The following is a 25,501-nucleotide window of genomic DNA, read 5'->3' as shown; positions in this document are numbered from 1 at the left end:
TTAAGACTCGGTGCCTGATCGAAGCGGGGTGAGGGGGCGATCCCGTCGCGATCCTCCTCTCCAACTCCGCTTGGGCACGTCCGCGCCGAAGCTGTATATTCTCTCCCCGAAGGGGCGAGGAAGGAGAGATGAATGACCGACCAAGTCCTGACCCTCATCGAAAACGGCATCGGCCGCATCCGCCTCAACCGGCCCAAGGCGCTTCATGCCCTGACGCCGGAAATGTGCGAGGCGATCAATGAAGCGCTGCTTGCATGGCGCAAGGATGATGCCGTGGCCGCGATCATGATCGACCATGCCGAAGGACGCGGCTTCTGCGCGGGCGGCGACATTGCGCTCATCGCCAACAGCGCGAAGGCCGATTGCGTCGAGGCGGAGCACTTCTTCTTCGTCGAATATCGGATGAACCATCTGCTGTTCGTCTATGAAAAGCCGATCGTCGCCTTCATGGACGGCATCGTCATGGGCGGTGGCGTCGGCATCTCGCTCCCCGCGCGCTACCGTGTCGCGACGGAGCGCACCGTTTTCGCCATGCCCGAAACCGGCATCGGTCTGTTCCCCGATGTGGGCGGCGGCTGGTTCCTGCCGCGCCTGCCGGGACGGATCGGCGCATGGCTCGCGGCCACAGGTGCGCGGATTGACGGGGCTGACTGCCGCGTCATCGGGATTGCCACGCATTATATGTCCTCGGACAGGCTGGAAGCGGTCAAGGACGCTATCCTCGCCCATCCGCAAAACCTGTTCGCCATCCTCAACGACAATGCCGAAACGCCGCCGCCCTCGAATCTGGAAGCGATGCGCCCCGATATCGACCGTCTCTTCGCCTCCGGCCGGCTGGAGGATATCCTCGCCGCGCTCGATGCGGACGGCGGCGAATGGGCGGCGAAGCAGCGCGCCGTGCTGAACGGCAAATCTCCCCAGACGATCAAGGTCGCTCTCCGCCAGCTTGCCGAGGGCGCGGCCATGACCGACTTCGCCGACAATATGCGGATGGAATATGGCCTTGCCTGTCATGTGATCCGCCGCCCCGATCTTGTCGAAGGGGTGCGCGCGGTAATCTTCGACAAGGACAATGCGCCAAAGTGGAACCCGGCGACGCCCGAAGGCGTGACGGATGCGATGATCGACGCGATCTTCGCGCCCTTGCAGCCTGACAGGCAATGGACCCCGCTGCCGGACCTTCAGGGGTGAAGGAAGGGCTTTCCCATGCGACGTCAAGAGTTGAAAGGAGCCTGACATGAGTCTCACCATCGCCTTCATAGGCCTGGGAAATATGGGCGGCGGCATGGCCGCGAACCTGTTGAAGAACGGCTATGCCGTGCGCGCTTTCGACCTGTCCGAAGATGCGCTTGCCCGTGCCGAGACAGCAGGGGCCGTGCGCGCCACCAGCGCCGCCGAAGCCGTCACCGGCGCGGATGCCGTCGTCACCATGCTTCCCACCGGCAAGCATGTCGAAGGCGTCTATACCGGCGAAGTCTTCGGCGCGGCAAAGGCGGGCGCCCTGTTCCTCGACTGCTCGACCATCGATGTGACGACTGCCCGCCGGGTCATCGAAGCCGCGGCGGCGAAGGGTTTCGACATGGTCGACGCGCCCGTCTCCGGCGGCATCGCGGCGGCCAATGGCGGCACGCTCACCTTTATGGTCGGCGGCACGGACGCGGCTTTCGCCAAGGCGAAGCCGATCCTCTCCGCCATGGGCAAGGCCGTCATCCACGCGGGCGGCGCGGGCAATGGTCAGGCGGCGAAAATTTGTAATAACATGCTGCTGGGCGCAACGATGATCGCGACTTGCGAAAGCTTCGCCATGGCGCGAAAGCTGGGCCTGGACCCGCAGACCTTCTATGATATCTCCAGCGTCTCGTCCGGCCAGAGCTGGTCGATGACCAGCTATTGCCCCGTCCCTAGCGTCGGCCCGCAAAGCCCTTCGGACAATGACTATCAGGGCGGCTTCGCGGTCGGCCTGATGCTCAAGGACCTGAAGCTCGCGACGGAAGCCGCCGCCTCCGTCAACGCCAGCGTCCCCATGGGCAACGCCGCCGAAGCGCTCTACCAGCTTCTCGCCAATCAGGGGAAGGCGACCCGCGACTTCTCCATCATGATCGAGATGCTGGAGGGTAGTTAGGGGCTAGCCATCCTCCAGCATTCGCCGCAGATCGGGCATGGCGTCGGCCTGTCCCATGCCATGCCGCTCCATGTCCCGCAGCGTCGCCAGTGCCATGGCCCGATAATCCGGCAGCACATCGGGGCAATATCGATCAAAAGCGTCCAGATGGTCCCCGATGGTGCCCCGGTCTCCCCGCAGCAAGGGGCCGGACAAGGCTGCGAACCCGCTCGCCAGGCTGTTCTCCATGGCCGCCCGCACCAGCGGTCCCAGCACGGCGGCGGGATCGCCCACATCCGCCGCTTCCAGCGTCCGCGCCGCTCCAGCCATCAGCGTCACCAGGTGGTTCGCCGCATGGCTGAGCGCGGCGTGATAGAGCGAACGCTTCTCCTCCGCGATGACGAACGCCCGGCCGCCCAGCAACTGCACGACCGCCATTGCCCGGACGATGGCTTCGGCTGAACTGCCCGTCACGCCAAAGGGAATGCGCGCCATGCGCCGGACTTCGCTTTCGGGATCGCCGGTAAAGGTCATCACCGGATGGACAGCCGCCGTCACAGCCCCTTGCTCCCGCAACGGTTCCAGCAGGGTAGCGCCGCATCGTCCGCTAAGGTGGAACAGGAAGGGGCGGGGATCGCCTGATGCTTGTTGCGACAGCCGCTCCGCCATGTCCGCCACGGCGTCGTCCGAAACCGCCATGACGATGAGATCGCAGGCTTGCCATATGTCCTCCGCCCGCTCGGCAGGCCGGACGTTCGGCAATTTGGCCAGCGCTTCGGCGAGCCGTGCGGGCGAACGGTTGTAAAGCAGCGGAGCGGCCCGCGAAAATGGGGCGAGGGCCTTCGCGAAAGCCTGGCCGGCCCGGCCCGCGCCGATGATGCCCAGCCGCTTGTAGGGGAATGACGGTTGCAGCGTCCTGTCCTTTCTTCGCCGGCGCGGATCAGATCCGCCGCGCTATCGCTCCGGCCGCCCACCCCATGCCGACGGCAATGACAATGGCCGTCAGGCCGTAAGGGAAAGACCAATGCTCCGCCGCCATGGCCATGAACTGCTCAAGGCCCGATTTGCGGACGGTGATGTCACGGATCGCCGCCGCCACCACGCGCCCGTCCTGAACCAGGAAAGTCTCTGCCGTATAGTCGCCTATCGTGACCCGGGCCGACAGCGGCAACCGCGCGCGATACAGCACGCCGTCGGTGATCTCCACCGTGCCCGGCTTTTCGACATAGAGACCAGCCCGCCTGCGCAAATCCACCAGACCAGCCTGAAACCGCTCAAGCTCCGCGCTGTCATTGAGCGAGGATGGCGACAATTGCAGCTTGTCCACGCCCAGTTCGTAAATGGCGGCAGTCTTGTCATCGACGATCTTCTCGATCGGCCGGGACGACGCCATGGCGTAGAAACTGGGCGCGGAGCGGAAACGCGCGCGGTCGGCATTCACCCAGATGCCCGCCACCTTCTCCTTCTCGCGCATCAGGATGGATTGGTCGGGGCCTTTGAGGATCACGACGATATCCGCCGGTTTCGTGGGGCGTCGGCCATCGGGATAGACGATCGCGCCGAACAGCAGCAGGTCCGCGCCCGTGAAGCTGTACTGGATTTCGACGGTGCGTTGCGACACGTCGGGCACCAGTTGGGGTTCGTCGGCGGCGCCCAGGAACAGGATGAGCGCGGGCGCCAACAGGCAAGGGATGAAGGCGCGCCTCACTGGACTTCTATCGTATAGATTTCGTCCGGCCGCCATCCCAGGCCGAGCGCCATCCGGGCCGCGACAAGCAGGACGATCGCGGCCAGCAGGATGCGCAGATATTCGGGGCGGAGCGTCATCGATATGCGTGTCCCGACCTGCGCGCCGGTCACGCTGCCGATGAGGAGCAGTATGGCAAGGACCAGATCCACTGCCTTCGTCGTCATGGCGTGCATCATCGTGGTCGCCATGGTGACGAACAGGATCTGGAAAAGGGAGGTGCCGACCACCGATTGAGTCGTCATGCCCAGCAGGTACAGCATCGCGGGCACGAGGATGAAGCCGCCCCCCACGCCAAGCAGCATGGTGAGGATGCCGGTCGCCATGCCCAGAAGCAGAGGCGCGAGCGGGGAAATGTACAGTCCCGAGCGGTAGAAGCGCCAGCGCATCGGCAATGCCGCGACGAGCGGATGGTGGCGGCGCTTGCGCGCCTGGATTCGTTTGCCGCTCTTCAGAGCGATCAACGCCTGGATCGATTCCTTGGCCATCAATGTTCCGATGCCGCCCAGCATCAGCACGTAAAGGATGCCGATCACCGTATCGATCTGACCCAGCGCCTGGAGCAGCCTGAACAGCAGGACGCCGATGCCCGCGCCCAGTACGCCGCCCGCGATCAGGACGCCGCCCATGCGGAAATCGACCGTGCCGCGCTCCATATGCGTGACAACGCCCGAAACGCTGGCGCCCGTCACCTGGGATGCCGCCGACGCAGCCGCCACGGTAGGCGGGATGCCGTAGAAGATGAGCAGAGGCGTCGTCAGGAAACCGCCTCCCACGCCGAACATGCCGGACAACAGGCCGACGACGCCGCCCAGCCCGATAATGACGAGGGCGTTCACCGACAGATTGGCGATGGGCAGGTAAAGATCCATGTCTCCACGGGTTAGTGCCAAAGCGTCCACATATAAAGGCGCGCGATGCTGAACCGGCTAAAAATCCGCGGCCAGCGTCACCGCCAGCCCGGAGGGAGGGAACGTCCCACCGGCGATGCGTTCACGCCATTCCACCGCAAGGCGGGCATTCGCATTGGGAAGAGGGAAACGCCACTGCAATTCGGGGCCGATGTCCAGGCGGTTCAGATCGGGCTGCGCCCCGCCCGACAGACTGCCTCCGATATGGATTGGGGTTTTGCCGACAGGCGAAAGGACCGACAGTTTGCCGTCGATGAACATGTCGCGGCTATGCAGCCCGACAACCCCCATCTGGGTATAGCCTTCCGTTTCGATATCGCTGGTGAGGGCAGTCGGGCCAAATCCTCCCACGATCAGGACCGCATTCGCGTTCCTTCCTCCTTTGCCCAACGCCATGCGGCGTTCCAGTCCGATGCTCACGGGAATGTGCGGCATGGGTTGGGCGGAAAACCCTAGCGCCGCCTCCGGAGCAATCGGGTGATCGAGCGCACCGGTTATCCGTCCATATGCCGTGACTCGCGGTTGAATGGATGGCGCAGGAAGGAAGTCGACCCGCATTCCCGCTTGAGAAGCGCCTAGCCGACCGGGTGAAAGGGCATTTGGAACAGCGCTGCCATTTCTCCAGAACAGCCAGGCGCTTGCGCGCCAGCGGCTTGGCGACGGATGGAGAGGAACAAGTCCCGCCCGGGACGTCGGATCGGAGGCATAGTGGTCTTCGGGCCGATATTCCGATTGAGCGATGCCATAGGGAAAGGACGTCAATTCAGCAGGAACGGTCGGGATGTTGCTTTCGGCTCGAAGCGGGCGATGGCGAAAGACATGGGTCTTCGCCCTGGCTCGCGTCCGCGCCGACGGTCGAGCAGACGGGTTGGGCCGCATCGCGAAGGATGGAGGGGACGACGGCGCACTGCGCGGCGACGGCGGCGGATGCATCGGCCCGTCCATCTGCACGGCGACGATGCGCAAGGCGATCCATCCCAAAATCAGCAACCCGAAAAAGCGAAGCGGACGCCCGCTGGCTGTGGGCGTCATTCCTGCGACCGCAATTCGGGAAAGCGATGTTCAGTCTTGTCCCACGTCAACGGCCTGCCCAGCAGCGACCGGACATAGAGGAAGATAGCGCGGCGTGCCGCCATGATCGCAATCAGATTGGCGATGCATATCCGCGGGATCGAGGCGATCCCATGACGCCAGCCATAGCTATGCGCTGCAAATATCGCGCGCAGGATTGCGCGCCAGATCATCAATCCCCCATTCAGAAGCAACAATGCGTGGATTATTCGGGGATAAGGCGGCGGCGTGTAGGCAAAGAAAAACCCGATGACCAGCAGCGCGGCCCACAGCAAGAGGGATAGATAGGCCGCGAACAGCACGAGCGCTGCCAGCGCGGCGCGACGGTCGCGGATGCGCATCCACCATTCCGACGCGCCGCCATGCCACCCCAGCCGGTCCCATCCTGCAAGCGATATGCCGATGATCCAGCGGGCCTTCTGCCTGATGGCCGCGTCCAGAGTGTCCGGGAAATATTCCCGAGTCGCGACCAACGCGCCTTTTTCGTCGCGCATCCGAACGAATATGCCCCGGCCGCCCATTTCGCCGACGCGGAGGCCGGCTTCATAATCTTCGGTCAGGGAGTCGGGATCGAACGGGCCTTCCGCCCTGTCCTCGGTCAGGCGACCCAGCATCTGCCTTTCGAAGGCGCAGGCGACGCCTGCGGAAGGAATGGATGCGCCCAGGGCTTCCCGCATGGTCAGGAATTTGGCGTGGCTTTCGGCAAATTCGTCGCAATAATGATTGGTTATTGCTCATCCGAATTTCGCCTTTGTTTTCCGACCCTTATTGACGTGGTTTTCCATTTGCCTTGTGGTTTTCCCGTTCTTGTTCTGTTTCTGTCCACTTGCCGATGGCGCGAGCCGCTAGTTTCGGCTGGCTCCGCGCCTTGCCGTAATGCTCCAGCATCGACAGGGATTTGTGTCCGGTGATGGCCGCGACTTCCGCCGCAGTGCATCCCGCCTCGAACAATTCATTAGTGGCGTTTTTGCGTAGGCCATGGGGCGAGTAGTTGCGGCCGAGCTTGCGCGTGAAGGCTTGGCACCATTTCAGTAATACCTTGGACGTGAGCGGCCCGCCCTGCCGATTCGACAGGATAAACAGGTGCCGATCCGATCGCTTGGCCGTCGCCAGTTCAGCCGCCAATTCGGTGTGCATGGCGATCTCGACAGGCGTGCCGGTCTTTTGCTGCCGAACGCGGATATAGCCGCCCTGAACGGCGTTCCAGGTCATGTTGCAAACGTCGCCAGGGCGTTGCCCAGTGTAGAGTGCCAGCTTTACCGCAAGGCGGAATAGCGGATCATCGCTCGCCTTAGCCGCGTCGAGCATATGCAGCGGCCATGGCTCCCGCTCCGTCTTGTTCCCGTATGGCTCAATGCCTGCCGTCCAGTCCTCCAGCCCGCGCCGTCGCTTCAGGGCGAACTTGTAGAGCACGCGCAGGATGGTCAGCATCATGTCCGCCGCCGCTGGCGTGTCGCTGTTAGCGTCCATGACACGAACCTGAATGTCCTCTGGCGTCATTTCGACCAGCGGCGCATCAGCATAGGCGACTACCAAGCGGTCGAGATAGCGATCATAGGAAATGCGGGTATTGGCCGACAGGCGTTCATAATCGCGCGAGCCGCGATAGGTCGTTACCAATGCGCCGAACGTCCCCTCGCGCTTGTGTTCGGCTATGCGGGCTGTGACACGCTGGTAGTGAGCCAGCTTTCGCATGAAGCCGTCCGCATCATCATAGGGGGAGGGGAGGCGAACCCATGGCGCTCCCGGTTCAACGCGGGTCCAATACCAATATTTTTTCCCTTTGGCGGTTTTAACGCGCACGCCGGGCCAGAGCGACTTAGACACGAGCCGGTGCCCTTTCCTGCCATTTGCGCTTACTTTGAGCGCCCGCCTTGATCGCCTCTATGTAGGCATCCAGATCGACTATATCCCAAGCGGGTGCACCGACATGCTCGAAAGGCGGGGGCATTTCCCCCCGTTGCACCGCTGCGAGGAAGTCGCGCTCACTCCGATAGCCAGCATAATCCGCCGCGCCCTGAGCACGTTGAACTCGCTGCCATCGGGGTTGAGCGCGTGCCGCCACGAACTACACCTCCAGCTTCCGCAGCGGCGTCAGCATGGGCAGTTCGCCCTTGCCCGCCTCGATACTGTCACGGGTGTCGAACATGACCGCCACGCGGGTCAGGACGGCCAGCTTGACGCGCACTGGAATGTCGTCGGGGTCGATCTCCCCAACTATATCCGCCACGGCTTCCGATGCCGCCGCGATCATCATGGCGATGGCCGTATCCTCATCGTCATGGGTGACGCGAAGATGCAGCTTGGCTTCTGCAAGGGTGACAAGATCAGACATGGGACTGTTCTCCCTGGTTCGCAGGGGCAGGACTACGGACGCCCGCAGGTTCCTCCTTGCGGGGATTCCAGCCTTCAATCTGGCGCACTTCATCCGCGTCCAGCACGCCCGTTTCAATCGCGATCTTGTGCGCGTTCCACCGGGTTTCAGGGTCGCCGCGCAGGAAGCCCGACAGGTCCAGCTCCAGTTCGTACCCGGTCGGCAGGACGCTCCGCGCAAACTCCGCCTCGATCTTGCGCGCCCAGGGCGCAAGGCAGAACGTCGCGAACCACAAGCCCGCCTGGGCGCTGTTGGTGAACGTGTTGTGCGAATAGTCCTGAATGATTGGCGGGGGCACCTGGAACAGCCGGCACAACTCCACGACAGCAAATTGCCGCGTTTCCAGAAGCTCGGCATCCTCCGGGCTTATCTGGTTCGCCTTCCACGTCATGCCGCCGTCCAGCACCATCGTCCGCCCGGCATTGGCCGCGCCCTCATGGGTGCCCTGGATTTGCTCCCGGAGACTCTGGCGCTGTTCCGGCTTCATGGTGCCGGGAACTTCGATCAGGCCGCTGGGGCGCGCGCCGTTGGCCAGGAAGGACGACGCCGCCGTGTTGGCCGCATGGGCGGCCTGCACCGTCTCGGCAGCCCGTGAGAGCCTGCTGCGCCCTATCTTGCCATCGTCCGTCCGGTCGCGCAGGTGCAGCACCTCGCTTTCAAGATAGCGACGCACATTGCCGCGCCCGTCCGCATAGTCATAGGCGAGGCGTCCGCTCGACAGTTCCGCGACCGTCACCATGCCCCACGGGAGCCAGCGCAGGCCCGATAGCTGCCCATTGCCGGAACGCTCGATCGCCAGCAGGCCGTTGCCCGTCAGCAGGGCCGATGCGATCCAATGTTCGATCGTGTCGGGCCATGACATGCCGGGGTTCGCGCCGACCCGGCACAGTCGCGCCACGGGATGCGATGCAACCTCCGTGCGGTTGCCCTCGGCGTCTCTCCGGTAGACCAGCGCGGGGATGCTGCCGATCGCACTGGCGATAGCGTTGGTGCAGGCCAGCACCGTGGCGAGGTTCTCCGCCGCGCGGGCCGACAGGCTGGCGGTGTAACCGATGCCGGGGGCCAGCGCCGCCCATGACGGATCGCTGGCGTCGCGGCGCTCATAGCCCAGCCGGGAAAGGAGACGATCAGCCAATCGCACGGGCCACCTCCGCGAGAATGAGGGACCGGCGACGGCGCAGGGCATGGCCATCATGGCAACGACTCCGCAACGCGATCTCGGTATCGGGATAGGCGGGCCATGCCTGAACGATGCTGATCTCTTTCAGATCGACCGTCCGCAAGGTCCGGGTTTCGCCGCTCCAGCTTTCGCCGCCCTTGGGGACCGTGAAGCCGAAGGACATGCCGCCCAGGTCGCCGCGCTTGGCCAGCGCCAGCACGTCGCGCCCGGCCTGCGTCTCGGGAAGGTCGAGCGAGAAGGCGAGGCCCCGGCTGTCCTCGGACAGCCGCAGCGTGCCCGAACGGGTGCGGCCCAGCACGTTGCCGGGGTCATGATCCAGCAGTGCCAGGATATCGCCCGACAGTGCCGAACGGAACGCGCCGGGGGCAATGCGCTCCCGGAACGCGCCAAGGTTCGCCTCGGCGTTGAACGTGGCGGCATACCCCTCGATACGCCGCCCAGCGGTGCGGACCTCCGTGAAGGCCCGCCGCTCGATGGATGCCGCCGCGCTCATCAGGGCGTCACCACTTCCGGCATGGCCGGGGTCGCCGTGGTCACGTCCTCGATCGACACGAACGCCTTGGGGTGGCGCACCGCGCAATCGACCGTCGCCATGGCGCGGATCATGACATTGCCCTTGCTGTAGGCCGTCGATTCAAACGGGTTTACGAGAATGTCGATTTCCGACCAGATGCCGATCAGCAGTTCCGACCAGTCGCCGTAGATCATGCCATGCTCGGTTCCGGGGCTTCCGCCCAGCGTCTTGGGCACCTGATTGGAGAAGGTGGAGGAAACGCCGCCGAAAACCTTGTCCAGCCCGATAGGCAGGCCGTTGGCGTCCAATGCCTTGGCGGCGATCTTGCGGATTTCCGGGGTGGTCAGCAGGCCGCGCGATGCGCCCACATTCTCCACATCGGCCAGCGCCACGGCATCGGCCACCGCGTCGAACAGCGAAGCCGGGGCCGTGAGCTTCTGAATGCCGGTCGTGGCCAAAACGCCCTTGGGTTCATTGGCGCCGCCGCCAAGGATAGCCGCCTTGTCGATCGCCAGCGCGAGATTGCGGGCCAGCATTTGGCGCAGCAGGGCTTCCACGTCCGGGCTGGCCTGCATGAGCATGTTGCGGGACCATTCCGACAGCGCGCCCGCATGTTTGGGCGACAGGGTGATGCTGTCAAAATCGGCATCGCCAGCGGTCAAGGCGGTGTTCTCCGCGACCCAGCCGATTGCGGGGCTTGCGGTTTCGCGTGGGATCGAAAGATTGCCGGTGAGGCCGGAAAGGATGGTTGAACCCAGCGCGCGCACCTTGGCCGATGCTACCAGCGCATTGACATACTGGTCGGGGCGGTGATCGGTCGGCACCAGTTCGGCACCGGTCGTGGTGGTCAGAACGCGGGTTTCGAAGCACTCGGTCGGGATGAATACACCCTCGGCATTGCGACCTGCGCGCTTCGCCAGTTCGCCTTGCATCTCGCTCTCGAAGCCCCAATCGACCGCCAGCCCCGCAGCGCCCGCGATGGCGCGCCCGATGTTGAAGCGGGAACGGATTTCGCTGGTCAGCTTGTTGTCGCCATTGAGTGGTGTGCCAGCCTCGCGGCGCTCCATGGCGTCAATCTTGCGCTGGCGCTCCAGCTTGGGCTTGATGGCGTTGAATTCGGCCTCAGCGGCCTCGAACGCGGGCTGGTCATCGGCTTCGTGAGCCGCCTTCATGCGCGACTCGATCGCCGCGCTCTGTTCAATCAAGTCACTCGTTTTCATGTCACTTCCTCAATCTGGCCGGGGACCGAAGCCCCCGGCGCGGTGATTGCCGTCTGTCTCGCGACGATGGCTAAAGGTCCGGCCTGCATGTGTGCCCATGCTTCGTGCCCTGACGCGGGGGCGCCCGGCCGGGAGGCGGGTATTGGGCCAGCACAGGCCCAATCTGAAATGGGGGACGATTCGGGAACAAATAGCCAAATCGCTTTGATGTAGGATGACGGCATTATTCATTGCCGCCCCCCCGCAATTAGGTTGGCGACAGTTCGCAACAGGGGCGCGTCGAATTCAGCCCTGAGGTTCTTGCCGGTGCGGAAGCGATGCGTCTCGCGGCTCAAGGCATCGGTAGCAACCTTGTAAACCTCTGATAATGTACCATTGGCCGTGCTGTCGGTGAGGGCTTTGAGCGCGGGATGGTGGTAGATATAGCGACCATCTAGCAATCGCAGATCAGCGCTGACGTGGCTGCGATGAACCATCAGCCACATGTTGATGGACACGGGAATCTCGGGCTGGGGGAACTTCGTCCGCCAGCGGGCCGTGGCAACCTCTTCAACCTTACCCTCGCCAATGGCCTGCAATGCCATCGCCAGCACATGGTCGAGCGTCTGGGCGTCGGGCACAGTCATAGGGAAATCGGCGTCGGTGCCCATGTCGGAGTGTCGAACAAGGTTGCTGAATACATATTCAGCATCAACGGCGCGCTCCGGGTGGTCGGTCGCCGCGCAAGCGATCAACATGCGGGCGGCGTCCAAATAGGTCATGTGGGCAGCGCCGCGCCCGCGTTTTCCTTTCGTGATCCGGTTCGCTTCCCGGAGGCGACGGCCGAACAGTTCCAACGTCGCGCCACTATCGACACGATGCTGTTCCAGTACTCCAATCAATTCCGGCATGGTAGCCATATACGCACCTTTCAATCTCATTCCGTGTATTGCACGGAACGGAACGTGGTGCAAGAATTATGTGCAAAGCACGGAATAAGCCCCCGCCCGCGCAAGCGGGAGCCGGGATCAATGCAACCGATCATCACCAGCCGCGCAGCAATCGCTATCGCCGTCCTCGGCCGGATCGGCGTCCTCGTCATCCTCATGACCGGGAAGGATATTCTGGCTTCCGCGCGCCATGTGCCATTCGATCCATGACTGATCACCTTGGTCGTCGCCGTCATGATTGTCCTCCAGGTCGGGATCGCCGTCCATCAGGTCCAGCAAGTCGATGGCGACCGCGACAAAGCCCTCCAGCTCGGAACGGGAAAAGCGCGACAGGACGCGGGAGATTGCCGCAGGAGGGACAGGCTGGCGTGAGGGATGATTGATCGCGCCCATCATCATGCCCCCTTCGCCAGATAGGATTCGATGCGTGAGGCTGTGCGGCGGGTCAGCCACCTCCCGCGCCGCATATCGAACACAAGACAGGGATCATTGACAGCGCGCCGTCCAAACACAGTTGGCGATGTCCCGCACGCGACGATGTGCGCTTCGATCTTTTTCAGGAGAGGGGTGCCGTCGATCGTGTCAGGACGGCGATTCGCAATAGTGACGGAGACGGAATCCGCCCGTAAGGAGTGCTTAGCCATGATAACCTCGTAATCAGGTTGCTGTGGTTAGGGCCGGGCCGCTGTTGACGCAGCGGCTCGGTCCGCTCTCAATAGGACATAAAAGGGGGAATCCGTCAATGAAGGTTCGTGTATTCATACCCGATCCCGCGACGCGGGGTGATTATCTCGGCTATGACTTCGATTTCGAGACGATGCCGCAGGCGGGGCAATTCCTGCGGCTCACCGATGACGAAAATCCCGGCGATTATCCCATTGATAAAATCGGCTTCATCCAAGATCGTGAAGCATTCATTGCATCGGTCTGGTTGAAAAGCCCCGCCAGCCCGCGCGCCGGTATGGTAAAGCTGGGCGGCATCTAAACCCACATCAGCCCATCGCCCTTGTAGACTTGCGGCCCCTCATCGGTGGCCGCGAGTCCGCAGGCCATGATGGCTGACACGATGCCGTCGATGCGGTCCAGGCTCTTTGCCTTTGTCGGCTTGCGGTTGCCGGTCGGGTCCGTCTCGACCATGACGTTGCCCGCCTGCCAGCGCAGCAGGGGATTGCCGTTGTGCTGCATCTTGCGGTCGAGCACCGCGCGTTCGAACGCATCCACAGCAGGGGCATAGCTTTTGAACCCCGGCACGAACTCCATCATGGGCAGGTCAATCCCTTCATCCGACAGCAGTTTGCCCAAATCCTCAAAGCGCCAGCGGTCGAAGGCGATGCCCTGCACGTCATAGCGTCCGCGAATATCGGCAAGCTGGCGCGCAATGGCGACACGATCCGTTGCGCGGCCCACGGTCTTTTCGATCCAGCCATCCTCCGCCCAGCGATCATAGGGCACGCGGTCGCGCTCGACGCGCTCGCCTATCGTGTCGGCAGGCACCCAATGCCAGACCAGCAGCTTGCCCTCATCAGGGAACCACAGTGCCAGCGCGGTCAGGTCGCGCGTGCTGGACAGGTCGAGGCCCCCATAGCATCGCTTGCCCTCCATCTCGGCCAGGTCGAAGGGATCGCCGTTCGCGTCCCAATCCGCCTGTTCGATGAACCGGCCCTCGGCTGCAATCCGCTGGTTGAGGTTCAGCAGGCGGAAGGCAGGTGCAAAGGATGGCGAGCGCATGGCCATAGCCGCAGCGTCCGCAAACTCATCCTCATTGAGGAACGCGCCCAGCGCAGGATTAGCCGCCGCCCATGCCTCCCGGTCATCCAGCGCGCAATCATCAGGTGCGGCGTGAAGCTGGACATAGACCGATGGTGCTGGCTCCGCGTCCAGCATCTCAGACCAGAAATGCAGATCGTCCGCCGCCTGCGTGCTGATCGTGACGCCCAGGGCATGTTTGCGCTTCGCCATGCCCGTCCGCAGATTATCCCATAGTTCACGGGATCGCCATTGCGCCACCTCGTCCGCCACCCAGAAGGACGGGGCCAAGCCGTGGGCCTTGCGCGCGTCCGAAGTCAGCGCCCGCCAGATCGAGCCGCTTTCGTGGTCGGTGATTTCCTTGAACTGGTCGCGGATATTCACACGCGCAGCCATCCATGGGGTTTCGTAAATATAGGCGCAGACCATGCGATACAGGACCGCAGCCTGTTCGCGGTCGAGTGCGGCGGCATAGCACTCGCCATAGGGTTCCAGCATCGGCCCCATGAGGTGAGCCAGCGACAGACCGGCCAGCAGACCAGATTTGCCGTTGCCACGCGCCACAGACAGCGCAGCAAGACGCACCAGACGCTTGCCCTGATCGTCGCAGGGTTCATATATCCCGCGCACGAATTGCTCCTGAAACGCCAGCAATTCCATCTTCTCGCCAGCCTTGAGGCCCGACACGATGGGCAGGGTTCGCAGGAAGGCCAACACCTTCTCGGCAGGCGGCATGTTCTCCTGCTCCCACGGAAGCGCAGCCGACACAGCCCTCGCAGCAACGGCTTTCAGGCGACCAGCGCCCGGACCCCTTGCACCCATTATAGGTTTCCTTTTGAAACTAACTGATTGTGAAGGTCAGGCGTCGGTCCTGATCCGTCAGCCCTGAGCGATTTTTCGCTGTTCCACGGATGCGCCGGGTCGAGCGGTGTGCCGTTCACATCGCAGCCCCGTCGCGGCTTCGCGCTCCTGATCGCGCCTGCCTCTGCACCCCTCGCTGTTTTGGCGCTGTGGCAACCGGCGCAGTAGGATGCTAGACCGTCATGGCCGGGAAAAGCAGGCCCGCCCTCGCTGATAGGATGGACATGATCCACCGTGTTGGCGGGGGCGAGTTGCCCGCGCTCCCTGCACCCCCTGCACATCGGTTCGATAGCAAGGTGAGCCAGACGCAGGCGCTGCCACTGCACGGTGTTGTAGGGCCAGTCAGCCACGGCCATCGGTCATATGAACAATCTGGAAGCCAGCAGGCAGCAGCGCCGCGCCGAATGTCTCAGCTGCGGCCACCGCCTCCGCTCTAGTCTGATATTCTCGGCCCTCTGGCACCGGCTCATCATGTGGGCCAGTCATGAGGAACACGCGCAGGTAGGGCCAGCCATCAAGCCCCGTCCATTTCTCTATCGTCACAGCAGGATAGGACGCGCCCATCAGTTTATCCGAAATGCTCATTGTTCGCTCCCTTCACGCGGCACGCGATGCGCCCGCCGATTTTTCCAGTTCCGCCATTGTGAGTTGCAGCCGCACACTATGGGCCGCCGACAGCGCCTTGCCCTCGTTGATGAATTTGGAGAGGGTGCCGCCCGGTATCCGTGCAGCCTCGGCAAGCCGTGTCTGCGTTCCCGTAGGGCTGGACCGCAGCAGGCTTTTCAGCTTTTCCCTAATGACCGCCGCGCTCTGCCCGTCGCCCCCTTTTGAGGGGGGCACGGCCTGCGATGGCCCATCCATGTTTCCAGTGCTGTCAGACTTGTTTCCATCCCCCGTTTTTCGGGGAGGGGTATGGTTATATATAAGGGGGAACGGTGTGTTACCAGAAACAGGATTGGGCGATTTCCCATTTTTGGCGGATTTCCGTTGATGCGCCAAAAGCCTTGGTAACGCACCGTTACCAGTGGAAACGGCGTCTGGTAACACACCGTTACCAGTAGAGGGTGTTTCTGGTAACACACCGTTACCGCTGTTTTGTTTCCGGGGTTCCCAGTTCCGATAATCATTGGTCGCGCCGAAGGGCGGGTAAGCGGTCGTCACGAACGTCAGGCGATACTCACGCGCCTTCCGCTCCTTCCACATCGCCTCGTGCGTCACGTCAATGAAGCCATGCTCCATAAGCTCGGCAATCGCCTTGGCCGCACGGCTCCGGCTGCTATTGCTCAGCGCCGTGCAGATTTCCGCCACGCTCAGGGCAATGTGCCCGTTGTTATAGCCGTTCATGCGCGCGACCAGCTCGACAAGGATCGCACGCGCCCACAGGCTCAGGTCACGATAGGCAGGGCTGTTGACGACACAGACGGGGATGCCCGCCCATGCCCCTCCCCGCGTGTCGGCCCGACAGTCAGCGCGTGCTTTCCGCTTCGCCATCAGTCGCCTTCCTCCCGCTCGCCCTCGTCCTCGACATTGCCGCCAGCGGGGTCGTCGTCCTCAAGATCGGGGTCGTCGTCTGCCACGTCCATCAGATCGATGGCTACCGCGACAAAGCCCTCTAGCTCCGTCCGCGAAAAGCGCGACAGGATGCGGGAGACAGCAGCAGGGGGCACGGGCTGCGCGCTGGGGTGGTCTATCGCCTCCATGGTCACGCCCCCTTCGCCAGATAGGATTCGACACGCGAAGCGGTGCGGCGGGTGACGCGGCGACCCTTGCGAAGATCATGCACAAATCTGGGATCATTGACGGCACGCTGCCCGAAAACGGTGGCATAGGTGCCAGTATGATGAAGGTGCCTTTCGATGCACGCAAGCAGCGCCGTAGCGTCGATTGTGTCGGGACGGATGAATGTCGGGGCGACAGCGCCCTCCTTAGTTGCTATATCAGTTCCGTTCATTTGGTATGCTCCGAGTTGAACAGGTCGGGGTGAACGGGTTCCAGCCGTTCCCTCGACCGCTTGCTTCACTTGCTCATTCCCTCGCCGGGACATGTCTGGTCGATGATCGACCAGCGATGCACGAGACGCAGGCCACCAGCATTGCCACGCGCCGCGCGATAGGTCGGGAAGATGGCCGTCAGGTCCGGGCCATCGGGTGCGGGATCGACGCAGACGCGAAATTGCCCGCCCTCCTGCGTGATGAGGATGCGGCGATCAGTCCGCAGCAGCGACAGCTTAGGCCGCTCAGCCATTGACCGCCTCCGAACGGAACGCCGCTTCCAGTTCCGACTTACGGAAATACAGGCGCTTGCCCTTGCGGATCACAGGGAGGTGGCCCTGTTCGACAAGGTGGTAAATCGCTCGCGGCGTGAGGCCCGCATAGGTGGCGGCGGCAGTGGCCCCCGCAATGAGGTCTTGGCTCAACATTGCACAATCTCCGTTCTACACAAAAACTAGTGTTAGTGTTATTAGGCTTTCCGCGAATTCCGTGCAATACCAAAAAACCACATTTTGTTTTTGAGGCCGCTGTGACGCTAACCTATTCCGAATTAATCAAATTGCTGGCAGCGATGAACGGGATAGCCGACGAATCGGAGGGCGCGTTCAAAGCGAGGCTTCGACATTTCCAGCGTCTCGGTTTTCCCCGGGGGAGCAATACCGGGAAGGGCCGACGCGCAGAGTATGACCTCGACATGGTTATGCAGCTCGCCCTTGCTATCGAGTTCATGCAAGCTGGCGTGTCGCCTCAGCGGACAGTCGATCTCATTTCAAAAAATTGGTTGGAGACGCGAATTTATATGCTGTTTGCGGCGGCTCCGGGGGAGCTTAAGTCTGACGACGGCAGAGTCTTATCCAATGAGCTTGCGCTCTGCGTGTCCCCGGAATCTCTGCGCGACCTCTCGACGGATGGAGAAAGTGAAATTGATTATTACGAGGCATTCGAATTTGTAGAGGTAAGCAAATTGCCAGCATTTTTCGGGCAAGATGCAATCAATCCTACTATTGGGGTTTTTTACCGCTGGATTGTTATTCTTCTTAGGCCGCTCGTCGCCATTCTGTTTCTTAGAATGGAGGAACATTTGAACATTGATGCAGAAAAAGCATTCTCGGAATTGCAGAGCAATGTCGAAAAGCAAGCCAAGTTGATTGAGGAAGGGGCACGAGCAATTAACGAAACTCTGGCGAAGCGTAATGACCAGCATCCGCAAACGTAGCTGGGTCGCCCCGGACGGCAGCGAAAAGACGGGCTGGCAGGTCGATTATGTGGATCAAGCCGGGAACCGCCGCCGCAAGCAGTTCACGCGCAAAAAGGAGGCCGATGCCTGGCTAACGACAGCGGCCTATCAGGTGACGCAGGGCACACACACGCCCGATTCGCAGACAATAACCATCGCCAAAGCCGCCGATCTCTGGATCAAGCGGGGCCAGCGCGAGAAGCTGGAGGCATCCACCCTCGCAGCCTATGACCAGCATGTGCGCCTGCATATCGTGCCCATGTGTGGCGACAGGAAGCTATCGCAGATCACGCGCCCGATGGCAGAAGGCTGGCGCGATCAGCTTATGGACAAGCTATCCCGCCCTATGGCCATGCGCGTCCTGCGGTCCCTCGCCGCCATCGTGAATGAAGCGATGGGCCGGGGCTATGTCGCACAGAATGTCGTCGCCGGGGTAAAGGTGCGCCGTGCGAAGCGCGAGAAGCCCAAGGTCATCATTCCGACCAAAGCCGAATTGAAGGCCATTCTGGAGGCCGCGAAGGCATCCACAGAGCCGATGGCTCATCCGCTGGCCCTGATCGCCATCTTCGCCGGATTGCGCGCCTCAGAGCTTCGCGGCTTGCCGTGGCGGTGCATCGATCTCAAAGCGGGAACGGTCACGGTGGAGCAGCGCGCCGACCTAAAGAACATCATCGGCCCGCCCAAGTCCGAAGCCGGGTATAGGACCATCCCCCTGCCCGACTCCGCGATCACCGCGCTAAAGGCGTGGAAGCTCGCCTGCCCTGCCAGCGATGACGGGCTTGTGTTCCCTTCCATCGCCCACAAGGTCATGAGCCATCAATACATGAACGGCAAAGTCATGGCCGCCGTCCAGATCGCCGCCAACTGTCACCATATGGTGACACGCGACGACGGCAAGCCAATGCTCGACAAGCACGAACAGCCGGTGATGGTGCCCCGCTATACCCTGCACGACTTCCGCCACGCCGCCGCCTCACTCTGGATCGAACAGCGGGTGAATCCCAAGCGCGTCCAGAAGTGGATGGGGCACGGATCGATACAGGTCACGTTCGACACATACGGCCATCTTTTCGATCAGGCCGACCAAGACAGCGCCGTTGCCGCAGCCATCGAACGCGAGTTAATCGGCTAGGCCGCAATCAGGCTCGAAACCGCCAGATCAGCCTCATGCTCGCGAGCGCGGGCCAAATCATAGGCGGTCTGCATCCGCAACATCGTATCAGCCTTAACGCCGAACGCATTTTCAAAGCGGATAGCCATATCGGCGGATAGTGCCGCATGGCCGTTCAGCAACGCGCTGAGCGCCTGACGCGATACACCGAAATGCTCGGCCAAAGCCGTCACAGTGACCCCGTGAGGCTCAACGATCTCAGTCTTCAGCCAATCGCCGGGGTGAACGTATAGCGAGGGGTGCATCTTAAGACCCATGATAGTCCTCCAAATCCATCTCAATGATCGCGCCATCATCGTTAATCTGAAACGTCATCCGCCAATTGCGCGTGACCCACATTGACCATGTGCCAGCACGATCTCCGGTTAGCTGGTGCAGTTTATAGTTCGGCGGGACTTGCAATTCGTCCAGTGAAGCCGCCAGCGTAATGAACGAAAGCATCTTTTTGAGGCGCAGCGGCTCGATCAAGCCTTTCTCCTTACCCTCAAGGTAAAGGCTCCTCAGCGCCTTGTGGTTGATACTCTCGATTTCCATGGACGTAATGTATCACTTGACAGCCAAGTGTCAATCATCGCTTGACGGAATGGCGCGTCATATGCGGGGGATCGGCTGAGCCGATGGCACATGAATGGCACATGGAAGCCAAAAACCGCAGAAAACCTAGGGGTTATTGCGGACTCTGACTCCGTCAATCGAGGTTCGAATCCTCGTCGGGCATCCAAAACTTCCTCAATAAAATATTATCTTAGGCAATTTCGAAGGCCGGATTTGCTACATCCTCGCATGACATGCGGCTTCTGCGGATTTCCGCCAATGTCCAGGTATTTCTGCGCATTCCCGGCAGCGCCATGCAACATGGAGCAGACATTACCAAGCTTCACGCCGCTTGCGACGGAAAAGCCTTCCACTCGGCTTCTCCCTCACGCCGGGCCTGGCCCTTGACATAAGGGCCTTTGGACCGCTGTTTCAGGGGTTCCGCCCATGCGAGCGAGGCTGCTTACGGGCTTCCCTGTCTCCGGGCGCGGCGCTTGGACCGATCGCAAGGCGTAGAGTTCAGGGACGGGGCGAACGGATGGGGTATCGACCTTTTCCCTGACGCTGGCGGAATGGCTGCTTCCTGCCATTTTCTACAATCTCGCGGCGGGACCGGGGTTGCCTTCCCCGAAAACGCCGGGATATTTTCATTCGCTGAGGTTTGTTGATCTCAGCGAAATAGGTAGCACCGCCGAAGTGATCGCCCTCCAGCGTAGCCCAGTCATACTCCCAATTGCCGTTATCCGCCAAAAAACGATCCCAAGAAGCAACGGCCGGATGACCATCCTTCCAGAACAGAAGATCGCGGCCGTCCTTCAACTCGACCGGCATATCTTCGATTGGAAACCATTCCACGCTACCCATGCATCAATTCTATCGCGCAGTCCGGGCAAGCAAAATCCCACCACTCTGTCGAACGCCGCGCAAACGCCACTCCTTACCTTGAATATGGCCGTGCTGGCGCTGGAACTGGCCGGATCGAGGGGCCTGCACGACAGCCCGTTGCGCTTCGTCGAGCTACAGGTCGGCTATCGCGGCAAGGATTTCACCAATGCCGACCACGCCGCCGGGATCATCCCCAAGCGCGACATATTTTTCGGCGTCAGCCTCAACATCAAGGACCTGTTTTTCAAGAACAGCCGTTCGCGCGTAGCCAGGCGGTCGGCAGCGGCCTCAACTATTTTCAGATGCCCTACACCGCCGTCTATGACTATTGACCGGCCGCGATGCGCAGGGCGACCGCTTCGGCGACCTTGATGCCGTCGATGGCGGCGGAGAGGATGCCGCCCGCATAGCCCGCCCCCTCGCCCGCCGGATAGAGGCCCGCGACGTTGAGGCTCTGGAAATCCCCGCCCCGCGTAATGCGGATGGGGGAAGATGTGCGGGTTTCCACGCCGGTCATGACGGCATCGGGATGGTCGTAATGGGCGATCTGGCGACCGAAGACGGGAAGCGCCTCGCGAAACGCCTCCAACACGAAATCGGGCAGGCAGAGCGACAGGTCCGTCAGGGTGACGCCCGGCTTGTAGGAGGGAATGACTTCGCCAAGGCGGGTCGAGGGACGTCCCGCCAGGAAATCGCCGACCGTCTGCCCCGGCGCGTGGTAGGAGGAACCGCCCGCGACATAGGCGAGCGATTCCAGCCGCCGTTGCAGGTCGATGCCCGCCAGCGGGCCTTCGGGATAGTCTCGCTGCGGGTCGATGCCGACGACGAGGCCGGAATTGGCGTTGAATTCGGCGCGCGAATATTGGCTCATGCCGTTGGTGACGACGCGCCCTTCCTCCGACGTGGCGGCGACCACGCGGCCGCCCGGACACATGCAGAAGCTGTAGACCGTGCGGTCATTGGCGCAGTGATGGGCAAGGCTGTAGGCCGCCGCGCCCAGCACCGGATGCCCCGCGCACGGGCCGAAGCGGGCGCGGTCGATCCAGCTCTGGGGATGTTCGATGCGGACACCGATGGAAAAGGGCTTGGGTTCGATATGCACGCCGCGCCGGTGCAGCATCTCGAAAGTGGGGCGCGCGCTGTGGCCGACCGCCATGACGACATGATCCGCTTCGATGAAACCGCCGTCGTGAAGGTGCAGGCCGCGCAGGCGCTGCGTGCCGTCGCCCTGTCGCTCCAGTTCGAGTTCGTCGACGCGGTGCTGCCAGCGATATTCTCCGCCCAGCGCCTCGATCTGGCGGCGCATCGCTTCCACCATGGTGACGAGGCGGAAGGTGCCGATATGGGGATGCGCTTCGGTGAGAATATCTGACGGAGCGCCCGCCGCGACAAATTCCTCCAGCACCTTGCGACCAAGGAAGCGAGGGTCTTTCACCCGGCAATAGAGCTTGCCGTCGGAGAAGGTGCCCGCCCCGCCCTCGCCGAACTGGACGTTGCTGTCGGGATTGAGTTCGCCGCGCCGCCACAGGCCCCATGTGTCCCTGGTGCGTTCGCGCACCACCTTGCCCCGGTCGAGAATGATCGGGCGGAACCCCATCTGCGCGAGGATCAGGCCCGCGAACAGCCCGCATGGCCCCGCGCCAATGACGACGGGGCGCTTGCCGGACCAGCCTTCGGGCGCCTCGGCCACGAATTTATAGTCCGTGTCGGGGCGCAGACGGACATCATGATCCTTAGCAAGGCGCTCCAGCACCACCGCTTCGTCGGCCAGTTCGACGTCGATGGTGTAGACAAGCTGGATCGCATTCTTGCGCCGGGCGTCATTGCCGCGGCGGACGACGACGTGGTTCAGCAACTCGTGGGGCGCAATCCGCAAGCGCTCGCAAATGGCGGCGGGCATCGCCTCGGCCGGGTGGTCGAGGGGCAGCTTCAGTCCCGAAAGGCGCAACATGGGGATGCCCCCTAAAGGATGCGCGCGGGAAAGGGAACCGGCTGCCCCCTATCCCTCAAAAGCGGGCGCGGACGCCGCCGTAGAAAGCGCGGCGTTCCAGCGGATAGAAACTCGCCTGCCCCATATATTGGACCACGGCGCTGATATCTCCGATGGCGCGCTTCTGCGTCAGGTTGCGGGCGTCGAGGAAAAGGGTCACGCCGTCCCTCACCTGCGCCTGCGCGCTGAGATTCAGCATGGCATAGCCGTCAACTTTCTTCGTGTTGGCATAGTCGACCCATGCGCCCTGCGGCGCCCATTCGACCGAAGGGGAGATGCTGGCACGATCCGTGCCCAGCCGCAGTTCGGCGCGGTAGAAGTGACGCGGCACCACCGGCAGGCGATTGTCGCCATAGGTCGCGTCACGCCGGAAGCGGAAGTCGCTATATTGATACATCTGCCGCAGCGTCGCCCATGAAGCGAGCGTCAGGTCCAGGCCCGCCTCGATGCCCTGATGCCGGGTGCGGTCGGCGTTGAAGGTGAAAGGAGGAAAGTCCGGATCAAGCAAAAATTGCAGCATCTCGCCCTTCAACGTGGCGCGATAGAGGCTGATGTCCCATGCCGCGATGCCGATGCGGCCGCGCGTGCCGATCTCCGCCGTCCATGCCTTTTGCGCGCCCACCGGCGTGAAGCCGGGCGCGCCGCCCAAGGGGGTCTGGCTGAGTTCGCCAAAGCCGGGCAGTTCGACCGAGCGGCTGTAGTTCGCATAGACCTGCACCGTGCTCGCCGGCGCATAGAGCAGGCCGAATTTCGGGGCGATTGTGTCGAAATCCGCCTTGCCGCTGCGTTCGGGCAGGAAACGGTTGTCGATCTTGCGCGCGCCATGGGTGTAGAGGCCGCCCGCAATCAGCCACAGGTCCGCGACAGGCGCGACGCGCAACTCGCCATAGCTGTTGATCGTCTGCGCCTTCTGGATCGCATAGGCGGTCGGCGCGGCGCGCTTGCCGGAGTTATTGACGAACTGCTTGGCGATGGTCCTGCCGAAGCGCGCCTGAGTGCCCAGCGCCATTTCCACCGGCATTCCAGCGAAGTCGCCTGCCCAGTCGAGGCTGGCAAAGACGCCGCGATCTTCGGAGTTCTGGTCGATCACCTGATATATGGGGTGATAGAGTTCCTTGGCGTTGTAAAAAGCACCGAACGCAATCCGGCCGCCATCGATCTGGACGGTGGTGCGGTTCTGGAGCCGGATCGAATCGATATTGCGCGCCTGATCGCCGGTGAAATTGCCCTTGGCTGGATGGTCGAGCGCATCCGCCTCCGTCAATGCGCCGGACAATTTCTGGCGGATGCTCTGGACGCTGGCATAGAAGCGAGTTTCCACCGTATCGCTGAGGCGAAAGCCGACATTGCCGTTGAAACGCAGCGCCTTGCGCCTGCCATGATCGCGGTCGCCATCGGATCGGTCGGCGGTGATGGCGGCCCATGCATCGGCGCGATCATCGGCATAGCCATAGGCCAGCTTGCCGCGCACCGTATCGAAGTATCCGCCGTCGATCCGCATGTCGATGCCGGGCGCGCTTTGCCCCGTCGGCGTCACCGCGTTGATCGCGCCGCCCAGCGTCGATCCGCCAAACCGCAGGGCGTTAGCGCCGCGATAGACCTCGATATGCTGGAAGACCTGCGGGTCGAGTTCCTGGAAATCGCCATTGTCGTCGGCGCTGTTGATCGGGATGCCGTCCTGCAACAGAGTCAGGCCGCGCATATGATAGCCGCGCGAAATGCCGGAACCGCGAATCGAGATGCGGACCTCCTGCCCGAAGCGCGGCTGGGTATAGACGCCGGGCGAGAAACTCAGTGCATCGCGCAGGGAAACGGCGAGCTTGTCCTGATAGTCTTCGGCCGCGATGACATCCACGCCGCCAGGGGTGCGGGCAACCTTGGCCGCGGCTTCTTCTATGATCGGGCTGGCGGTGACGATGATGCGTTGATCAGCTTCATCGGCGAAAGCCGGAACGGCGGAAAGAGCGCAGGCAATCGCGCAGAGCGACGCGCCACGGGCGCGGAAATAAAGGGTCATGGAAAGGGAAACCTTCTGAAAACATGTGCGTAAAGCGGCGCGTCAGGTCATCGCCCAACGCGCAACGGCATGGATTTTCAGAGGATGGATGGCGGTCCTGAAGAAGGCGGTGGCGGCGCGGCCAGCCGGGCGATGAAACCCGTTTTGAGCGCGAAGGCGATCGGCCCGAACGCCAGTTGCCACGCGGGCAGCGGGACGTCCGCCAACAGCAGCGGCGGAACTGTAGGCGTGGCGTTGGCTCCAGCGAAGGCGCAATGCTGCTGCATCATGCCGTCATCGGCGGGCTGGTGATGCTGCTGCTTCATCCGGCCCTGCGCCACGGAATCGCGCTCCACCATGACTTTGACCGGGCCGGAGCCGGAACAGAGCGTCACCACGACGCCCTTTTCCGTCCGCACCGGCATGAAGCCCGAAGGCGCCAGCACCTGAATGGCAAGGACAAGCAGAGCCAGCGCGGCCAACAGGCCCCCCGCATTATCCGACTGTCTGATTGCCCCCAGCATGGCCAGTGCCCTAGCGGAGACGAGGAGCGCTGTCATCAGGACAAAGCGTCCAAGGCGAGCAACAAACTGACCTTGACGTAAACGTAAGGCAGTTCTAAATAGCCGATATGGATCAACGCACCAGCATTGCCGGCATCGAACTGCCGGATCAGAGCGAACGGCAGACCTACAGCATCACCGATCTGTCGGAAGAATTCGGCGTCACCGCGCGCGCCCTGCGCTTCTATGAGGATGAAGGGCTGATCTCGCCGGAGCGGCAGGGGCTGGCCCGCATCTATTCTCGGCGCGACCGGGCGCGGCTGGCGTGGATATTGCGTGGCAAGCGGGTGGGTTTCAGTCTGTCGGACATCCGCGAGATGATCGACCTTTACGACGCCGACGAGGAACATGAGGCGCAGCGGCGCGTCACCATAGCCAAGTGCAGGGCGCGTATCGACCTGCTCACCCGGCAGAAGGACGATATCGACGCGGCGATTGCGGAACTGTCGGACTTCGTCGCCGCCATCCAATAGAACCGAC

Annotated in this window: 31 protein-coding genes, 1 tRNA gene and 1 pseudogene; 8 read left to right on the top strand and 25 right to left on the bottom strand. The window is 62.4% G+C overall.

Annotation, left to right across the window (positions count from 1 at the left end; genetic code table 11):
• The first annotated feature begins 132 nt into the window (after window positions 1–132).
• On the top strand, window positions 133–1,191 hold the full coding sequence (locus IQ35_RS07840; protein ID WP_145072494.1) for an enoyl-CoA hydratase/isomerase family protein: 1,059 nt from the start codon (window positions 133–135) through the stop codon (window positions 1,189–1,191).
• 46 nt (window positions 1,192–1,237) lie between these two features.
• Window positions 1,238–2,122 (top strand): 3-hydroxyisobutyrate dehydrogenase, encoded by an 885-nt coding sequence (mmsB, locus tag IQ35_RS07835; RefSeq protein WP_021247184.1) that lies wholly within the window; start codon window positions 1,238–1,240, stop codon window positions 2,120–2,122.
• A gap of 3 nt (window positions 2,123–2,125) precedes the next feature.
• Here mmsB and IQ35_RS07830 read toward each other — a convergent pair whose 3' ends face one another.
• From IQ35_RS07830 to IQ35_RS07775, 12 genes and pseudogenes are all read right to left on the bottom strand, one after another.
• On the bottom strand, window positions 2,126–2,977 hold the full coding sequence (locus IQ35_RS07830) for a Rossmann-like and DUF2520 domain-containing protein (RefSeq protein ID WP_323810565.1): 852 nt from the start codon (window positions 2,975–2,977) through the stop codon (window positions 2,126–2,128).
• 64 nt (window positions 2,978–3,041) lie between these two features.
• Window positions 3,042–3,809, bottom strand: a complete 768-nt coding sequence (locus IQ35_RS07825) for a TIGR02186 family protein (protein ID WP_021247182.1) — start codon at window positions 3,807–3,809, stop codon at window positions 3,042–3,044.
• Complete coding sequence (locus IQ35_RS07820) at window positions 3,806–4,720, bottom strand: sulfite exporter TauE/SafE family protein (protein ID WP_021247181.1); 915 nt, start codon at window positions 4,718–4,720, stop codon at window positions 3,806–3,808. Before IQ35_RS07820 ends, IQ35_RS07825 begins: the two co-directional genes overlap by 4 nt.
• A 57-nt stretch (window positions 4,721–4,777) precedes the next feature.
• On the bottom strand, window positions 4,778–5,179 hold the full coding sequence (locus IQ35_RS21445; protein ID WP_236614837.1) for a hypothetical protein: 402 nt from the start codon (window positions 5,177–5,179) through the stop codon (window positions 4,778–4,780).
• Between the two features lie 608 nt (window positions 5,180–5,787).
• Window positions 5,788–6,564: pseudogene (locus tag IQ35_RS07810) on the bottom strand (glycosyltransferase family 2 protein); the annotation flags it as partial.
• Window positions 6,565–6,595: 31 nt separating this feature from the next.
• Window positions 6,596–7,525, bottom strand: a complete 930-nt coding sequence (locus IQ35_RS07805) for a tyrosine-type recombinase/integrase (protein WP_145072486.1) — start codon at window positions 7,523–7,525, stop codon at window positions 6,596–6,598.
• A gap of 373 nt (window positions 7,526–7,898) precedes the next feature.
• Window positions 7,899–8,165, bottom strand: a complete 267-nt coding sequence (locus IQ35_RS07800; protein WP_158636615.1) for a head-tail connector protein — start codon at window positions 8,163–8,165, stop codon at window positions 7,899–7,901.
• On the bottom strand, window positions 8,158–9,345 hold the full coding sequence (locus IQ35_RS07795) for a phage portal protein (protein WP_145072482.1): 1,188 nt from the start codon (window positions 9,343–9,345) through the stop codon (window positions 8,158–8,160). The genes IQ35_RS07800 and IQ35_RS07795 overlap by 8 nt, the downstream gene beginning before the upstream one ends.
• Complete coding sequence (locus tag IQ35_RS07790; protein ID WP_145072480.1) at window positions 9,332–9,877, bottom strand: HK97 family phage prohead protease; 546 nt, start codon at window positions 9,875–9,877, stop codon at window positions 9,332–9,334. Before IQ35_RS07790 ends, IQ35_RS07795 begins: the two co-directional genes overlap by 14 nt.
• Window positions 9,877–11,118, bottom strand: a complete 1,242-nt coding sequence (locus IQ35_RS07785; RefSeq protein ID WP_145072478.1) for a phage major capsid protein — start codon at window positions 11,116–11,118, stop codon at window positions 9,877–9,879. The genes IQ35_RS07790 and IQ35_RS07785 overlap by 1 nt, the downstream gene beginning before the upstream one ends.
• Before the next feature lie 227 nt (window positions 11,119–11,345).
• Window positions 11,346–12,017 carry a hypothetical protein gene (locus IQ35_RS07780; protein ID WP_145072476.1) on the bottom strand — a complete coding sequence of 224 codons (672 nt, stop codon included), beginning with the start codon at window positions 12,015–12,017 and terminating at the stop codon, window positions 11,346–11,348.
• Between the two features lie 108 nt (window positions 12,018–12,125).
• The gene (locus IQ35_RS07775) at window positions 12,126–12,446 is read right to left on the bottom strand and encodes a hypothetical protein (protein ID WP_145072474.1); all 321 of its coding nucleotides are present in this window, start codon (window positions 12,444–12,446) and stop codon (window positions 12,126–12,128) included.
• Between the two features lie 343 nt (window positions 12,447–12,789).
• Here IQ35_RS07775 and IQ35_RS07765 point away from each other — a divergent pair, with 343 nt between their 5' ends.
• Window positions 12,790–13,032 carry a hypothetical protein gene (locus tag IQ35_RS07765; protein WP_145072472.1) on the top strand — a complete coding sequence of 81 codons (243 nt, stop codon included), beginning with the start codon at window positions 12,790–12,792 and terminating at the stop codon, window positions 13,030–13,032.
• On the opposite strand, the gene IQ35_RS07760 is transcribed toward IQ35_RS07765, so the two are convergent.
• The 8 genes from IQ35_RS07760 to IQ35_RS07725 all read right to left on the bottom strand — a co-directional run bounded on the left by IQ35_RS07760 (window position 13,029) and on the right by IQ35_RS07725 (window position 17,073).
• Window positions 13,029–14,615, bottom strand: a complete 1,587-nt coding sequence (locus tag IQ35_RS07760) for a terminase large subunit (RefSeq protein ID WP_145072470.1) — start codon at window positions 14,613–14,615, stop codon at window positions 13,029–13,031. The genes IQ35_RS07765 and IQ35_RS07760 overlap by 4 nt on opposite strands.
• Window positions 14,615–14,935, bottom strand: a complete 321-nt coding sequence (locus IQ35_RS21885; protein ID WP_376699475.1) for an HNH endonuclease — start codon at window positions 14,933–14,935, stop codon at window positions 14,615–14,617. The genes IQ35_RS07760 and IQ35_RS21885 overlap by 1 nt, the downstream gene beginning before the upstream one ends.
• Before the next feature lie 61 nt (window positions 14,936–14,996).
• A complete protein-coding gene (locus tag IQ35_RS07750) occupies window positions 14,997–15,239 on the bottom strand; it encodes a hypothetical protein (protein WP_145072466.1) in 243 nt (80 codons plus the stop codon).
• A 12-nt stretch (window positions 15,240–15,251) separates the two neighbouring features.
• Window positions 15,252–16,145 (bottom strand): hypothetical protein, encoded by an 894-nt coding sequence (locus IQ35_RS07745; RefSeq protein ID WP_145072464.1) that lies wholly within the window; start codon window positions 16,143–16,145, stop codon window positions 15,252–15,254.
• Entirely contained in the window at window positions 16,145–16,354 is a 210-nt protein-coding gene (locus tag IQ35_RS07740; RefSeq protein ID WP_145072462.1) for a hypothetical protein, read from the bottom strand. Before IQ35_RS07740 ends, IQ35_RS07745 begins: the two co-directional genes overlap by 1 nt.
• Window positions 16,355–16,356: 2 nt before the next feature.
• Window positions 16,357–16,605 (bottom strand): hypothetical protein, encoded by a 249-nt coding sequence (locus IQ35_RS07735; protein ID WP_145072460.1) that lies wholly within the window; start codon window positions 16,603–16,605, stop codon window positions 16,357–16,359.
• Window positions 16,606–16,670: 65 nt separating this feature from the next.
• A complete protein-coding gene (locus tag IQ35_RS07730; RefSeq protein ID WP_242003304.1) occupies window positions 16,671–16,898 on the bottom strand; it encodes a hypothetical protein in 228 nt (75 codons plus the stop codon).
• A complete protein-coding gene (locus tag IQ35_RS07725; protein WP_145072458.1) occupies window positions 16,891–17,073 on the bottom strand; it encodes a helix-turn-helix domain-containing protein in 183 nt (60 codons plus the stop codon). Before IQ35_RS07725 ends, IQ35_RS07730 begins: the two co-directional genes overlap by 8 nt.
• A gap of 101 nt (window positions 17,074–17,174) precedes the next feature.
• Between IQ35_RS07725 and IQ35_RS07720 the strand changes: the two genes are divergently transcribed.
• Both IQ35_RS07720 and IQ35_RS07715 read left to right on the top strand, forming a co-directional pair.
• A complete protein-coding gene (locus IQ35_RS07720) occupies window positions 17,175–17,861 on the top strand; it encodes a hypothetical protein (RefSeq protein WP_145072456.1) in 687 nt (228 codons plus the stop codon).
• Window positions 17,839–19,014, top strand: a complete 1,176-nt coding sequence (locus IQ35_RS07715) for a tyrosine-type recombinase/integrase (RefSeq protein ID WP_145072454.1) — start codon at window positions 17,839–17,841, stop codon at window positions 19,012–19,014. The genes IQ35_RS07720 and IQ35_RS07715 overlap by 23 nt, the downstream gene beginning before the upstream one ends.
• On the opposite strand, the gene IQ35_RS07710 is transcribed toward IQ35_RS07715, so the two are convergent.
• Both IQ35_RS07710 and IQ35_RS07705 read right to left on the bottom strand, forming a co-directional pair.
• A complete protein-coding gene (locus tag IQ35_RS07710) occupies window positions 19,011–19,310 on the bottom strand; it encodes a HigA family addiction module antitoxin (RefSeq protein WP_184204861.1) in 300 nt (99 codons plus the stop codon). The two genes, IQ35_RS07715 and IQ35_RS07710, sit on opposite strands and share 4 nt — an antisense overlap.
• Window positions 19,300–19,587 carry a type II toxin-antitoxin system RelE/ParE family toxin gene (locus IQ35_RS07705; protein ID WP_145072452.1) on the bottom strand — a complete coding sequence of 96 codons (288 nt, stop codon included), beginning with the start codon at window positions 19,585–19,587 and terminating at the stop codon, window positions 19,300–19,302. Before IQ35_RS07705 ends, IQ35_RS07710 begins: the two co-directional genes overlap by 11 nt.
• A 116-nt stretch (window positions 19,588–19,703) precedes the next feature.
• Here IQ35_RS07705 and IQ35_RS21040 point away from each other — a divergent pair.
• Both IQ35_RS21040 and IQ35_RS21440 read left to right on the top strand, forming a co-directional pair.
• Window positions 19,704–19,774: transfer RNA gene (locus IQ35_RS21040), tRNA-Gln, on the top strand.
• Between the two features lie 590 nt (window positions 19,775–20,364).
• Window positions 20,365–20,844: a hypothetical protein gene (locus IQ35_RS21440; RefSeq protein WP_021247209.1), complete on the top strand. Its 480-nt coding sequence runs from the start codon at window positions 20,365–20,367 to the stop codon at window positions 20,842–20,844.
• Here the strand turns inward: IQ35_RS21440 and IQ35_RS07695 are convergent.
• From IQ35_RS07695 to IQ35_RS07685, 3 genes are all read right to left on the bottom strand, one after another.
• Complete coding sequence (locus IQ35_RS07695; protein WP_145072450.1) at window positions 20,798–22,423, bottom strand: NAD(P)/FAD-dependent oxidoreductase; 1,626 nt, start codon at window positions 22,421–22,423, stop codon at window positions 20,798–20,800. The genes IQ35_RS21440 and IQ35_RS07695 overlap by 47 nt on opposite strands.
• Window positions 22,424–22,478: 55 nt before the next feature.
• Entirely contained in the window at window positions 22,479–24,479 is a 2,001-nt protein-coding gene (locus IQ35_RS07690; protein WP_145072448.1) for a TonB-dependent receptor family protein, read from the bottom strand.
• A gap of 77 nt (window positions 24,480–24,556) precedes the next feature.
• Entirely contained in the window at window positions 24,557–24,982 is a 426-nt protein-coding gene (locus IQ35_RS07685) for a DUF2946 family protein (RefSeq protein ID WP_145072554.1), read from the bottom strand.
• 107 nt (window positions 24,983–25,089) lie between these two features.
• On the opposite strand from IQ35_RS07685, the gene IQ35_RS07680 reads away from it, so the two are divergent.
• Complete coding sequence (locus tag IQ35_RS07680) at window positions 25,090–25,494, top strand: MerR family transcriptional regulator (protein WP_021247213.1); 405 nt, start codon at window positions 25,090–25,092, stop codon at window positions 25,492–25,494.
• Window positions 25,495–25,501 lie beyond the last annotated feature (7 nt).

The organism is Sphingobium wenxiniae, assembly GCF_007830065.1.
Lineage (GTDB): Bacteria > Pseudomonadota > Alphaproteobacteria > Sphingomonadales > Sphingomonadaceae > Sphingobium > Sphingobium wenxiniae.
This window is presented reverse-complemented; position numbering and strand designations above follow the sequence as displayed.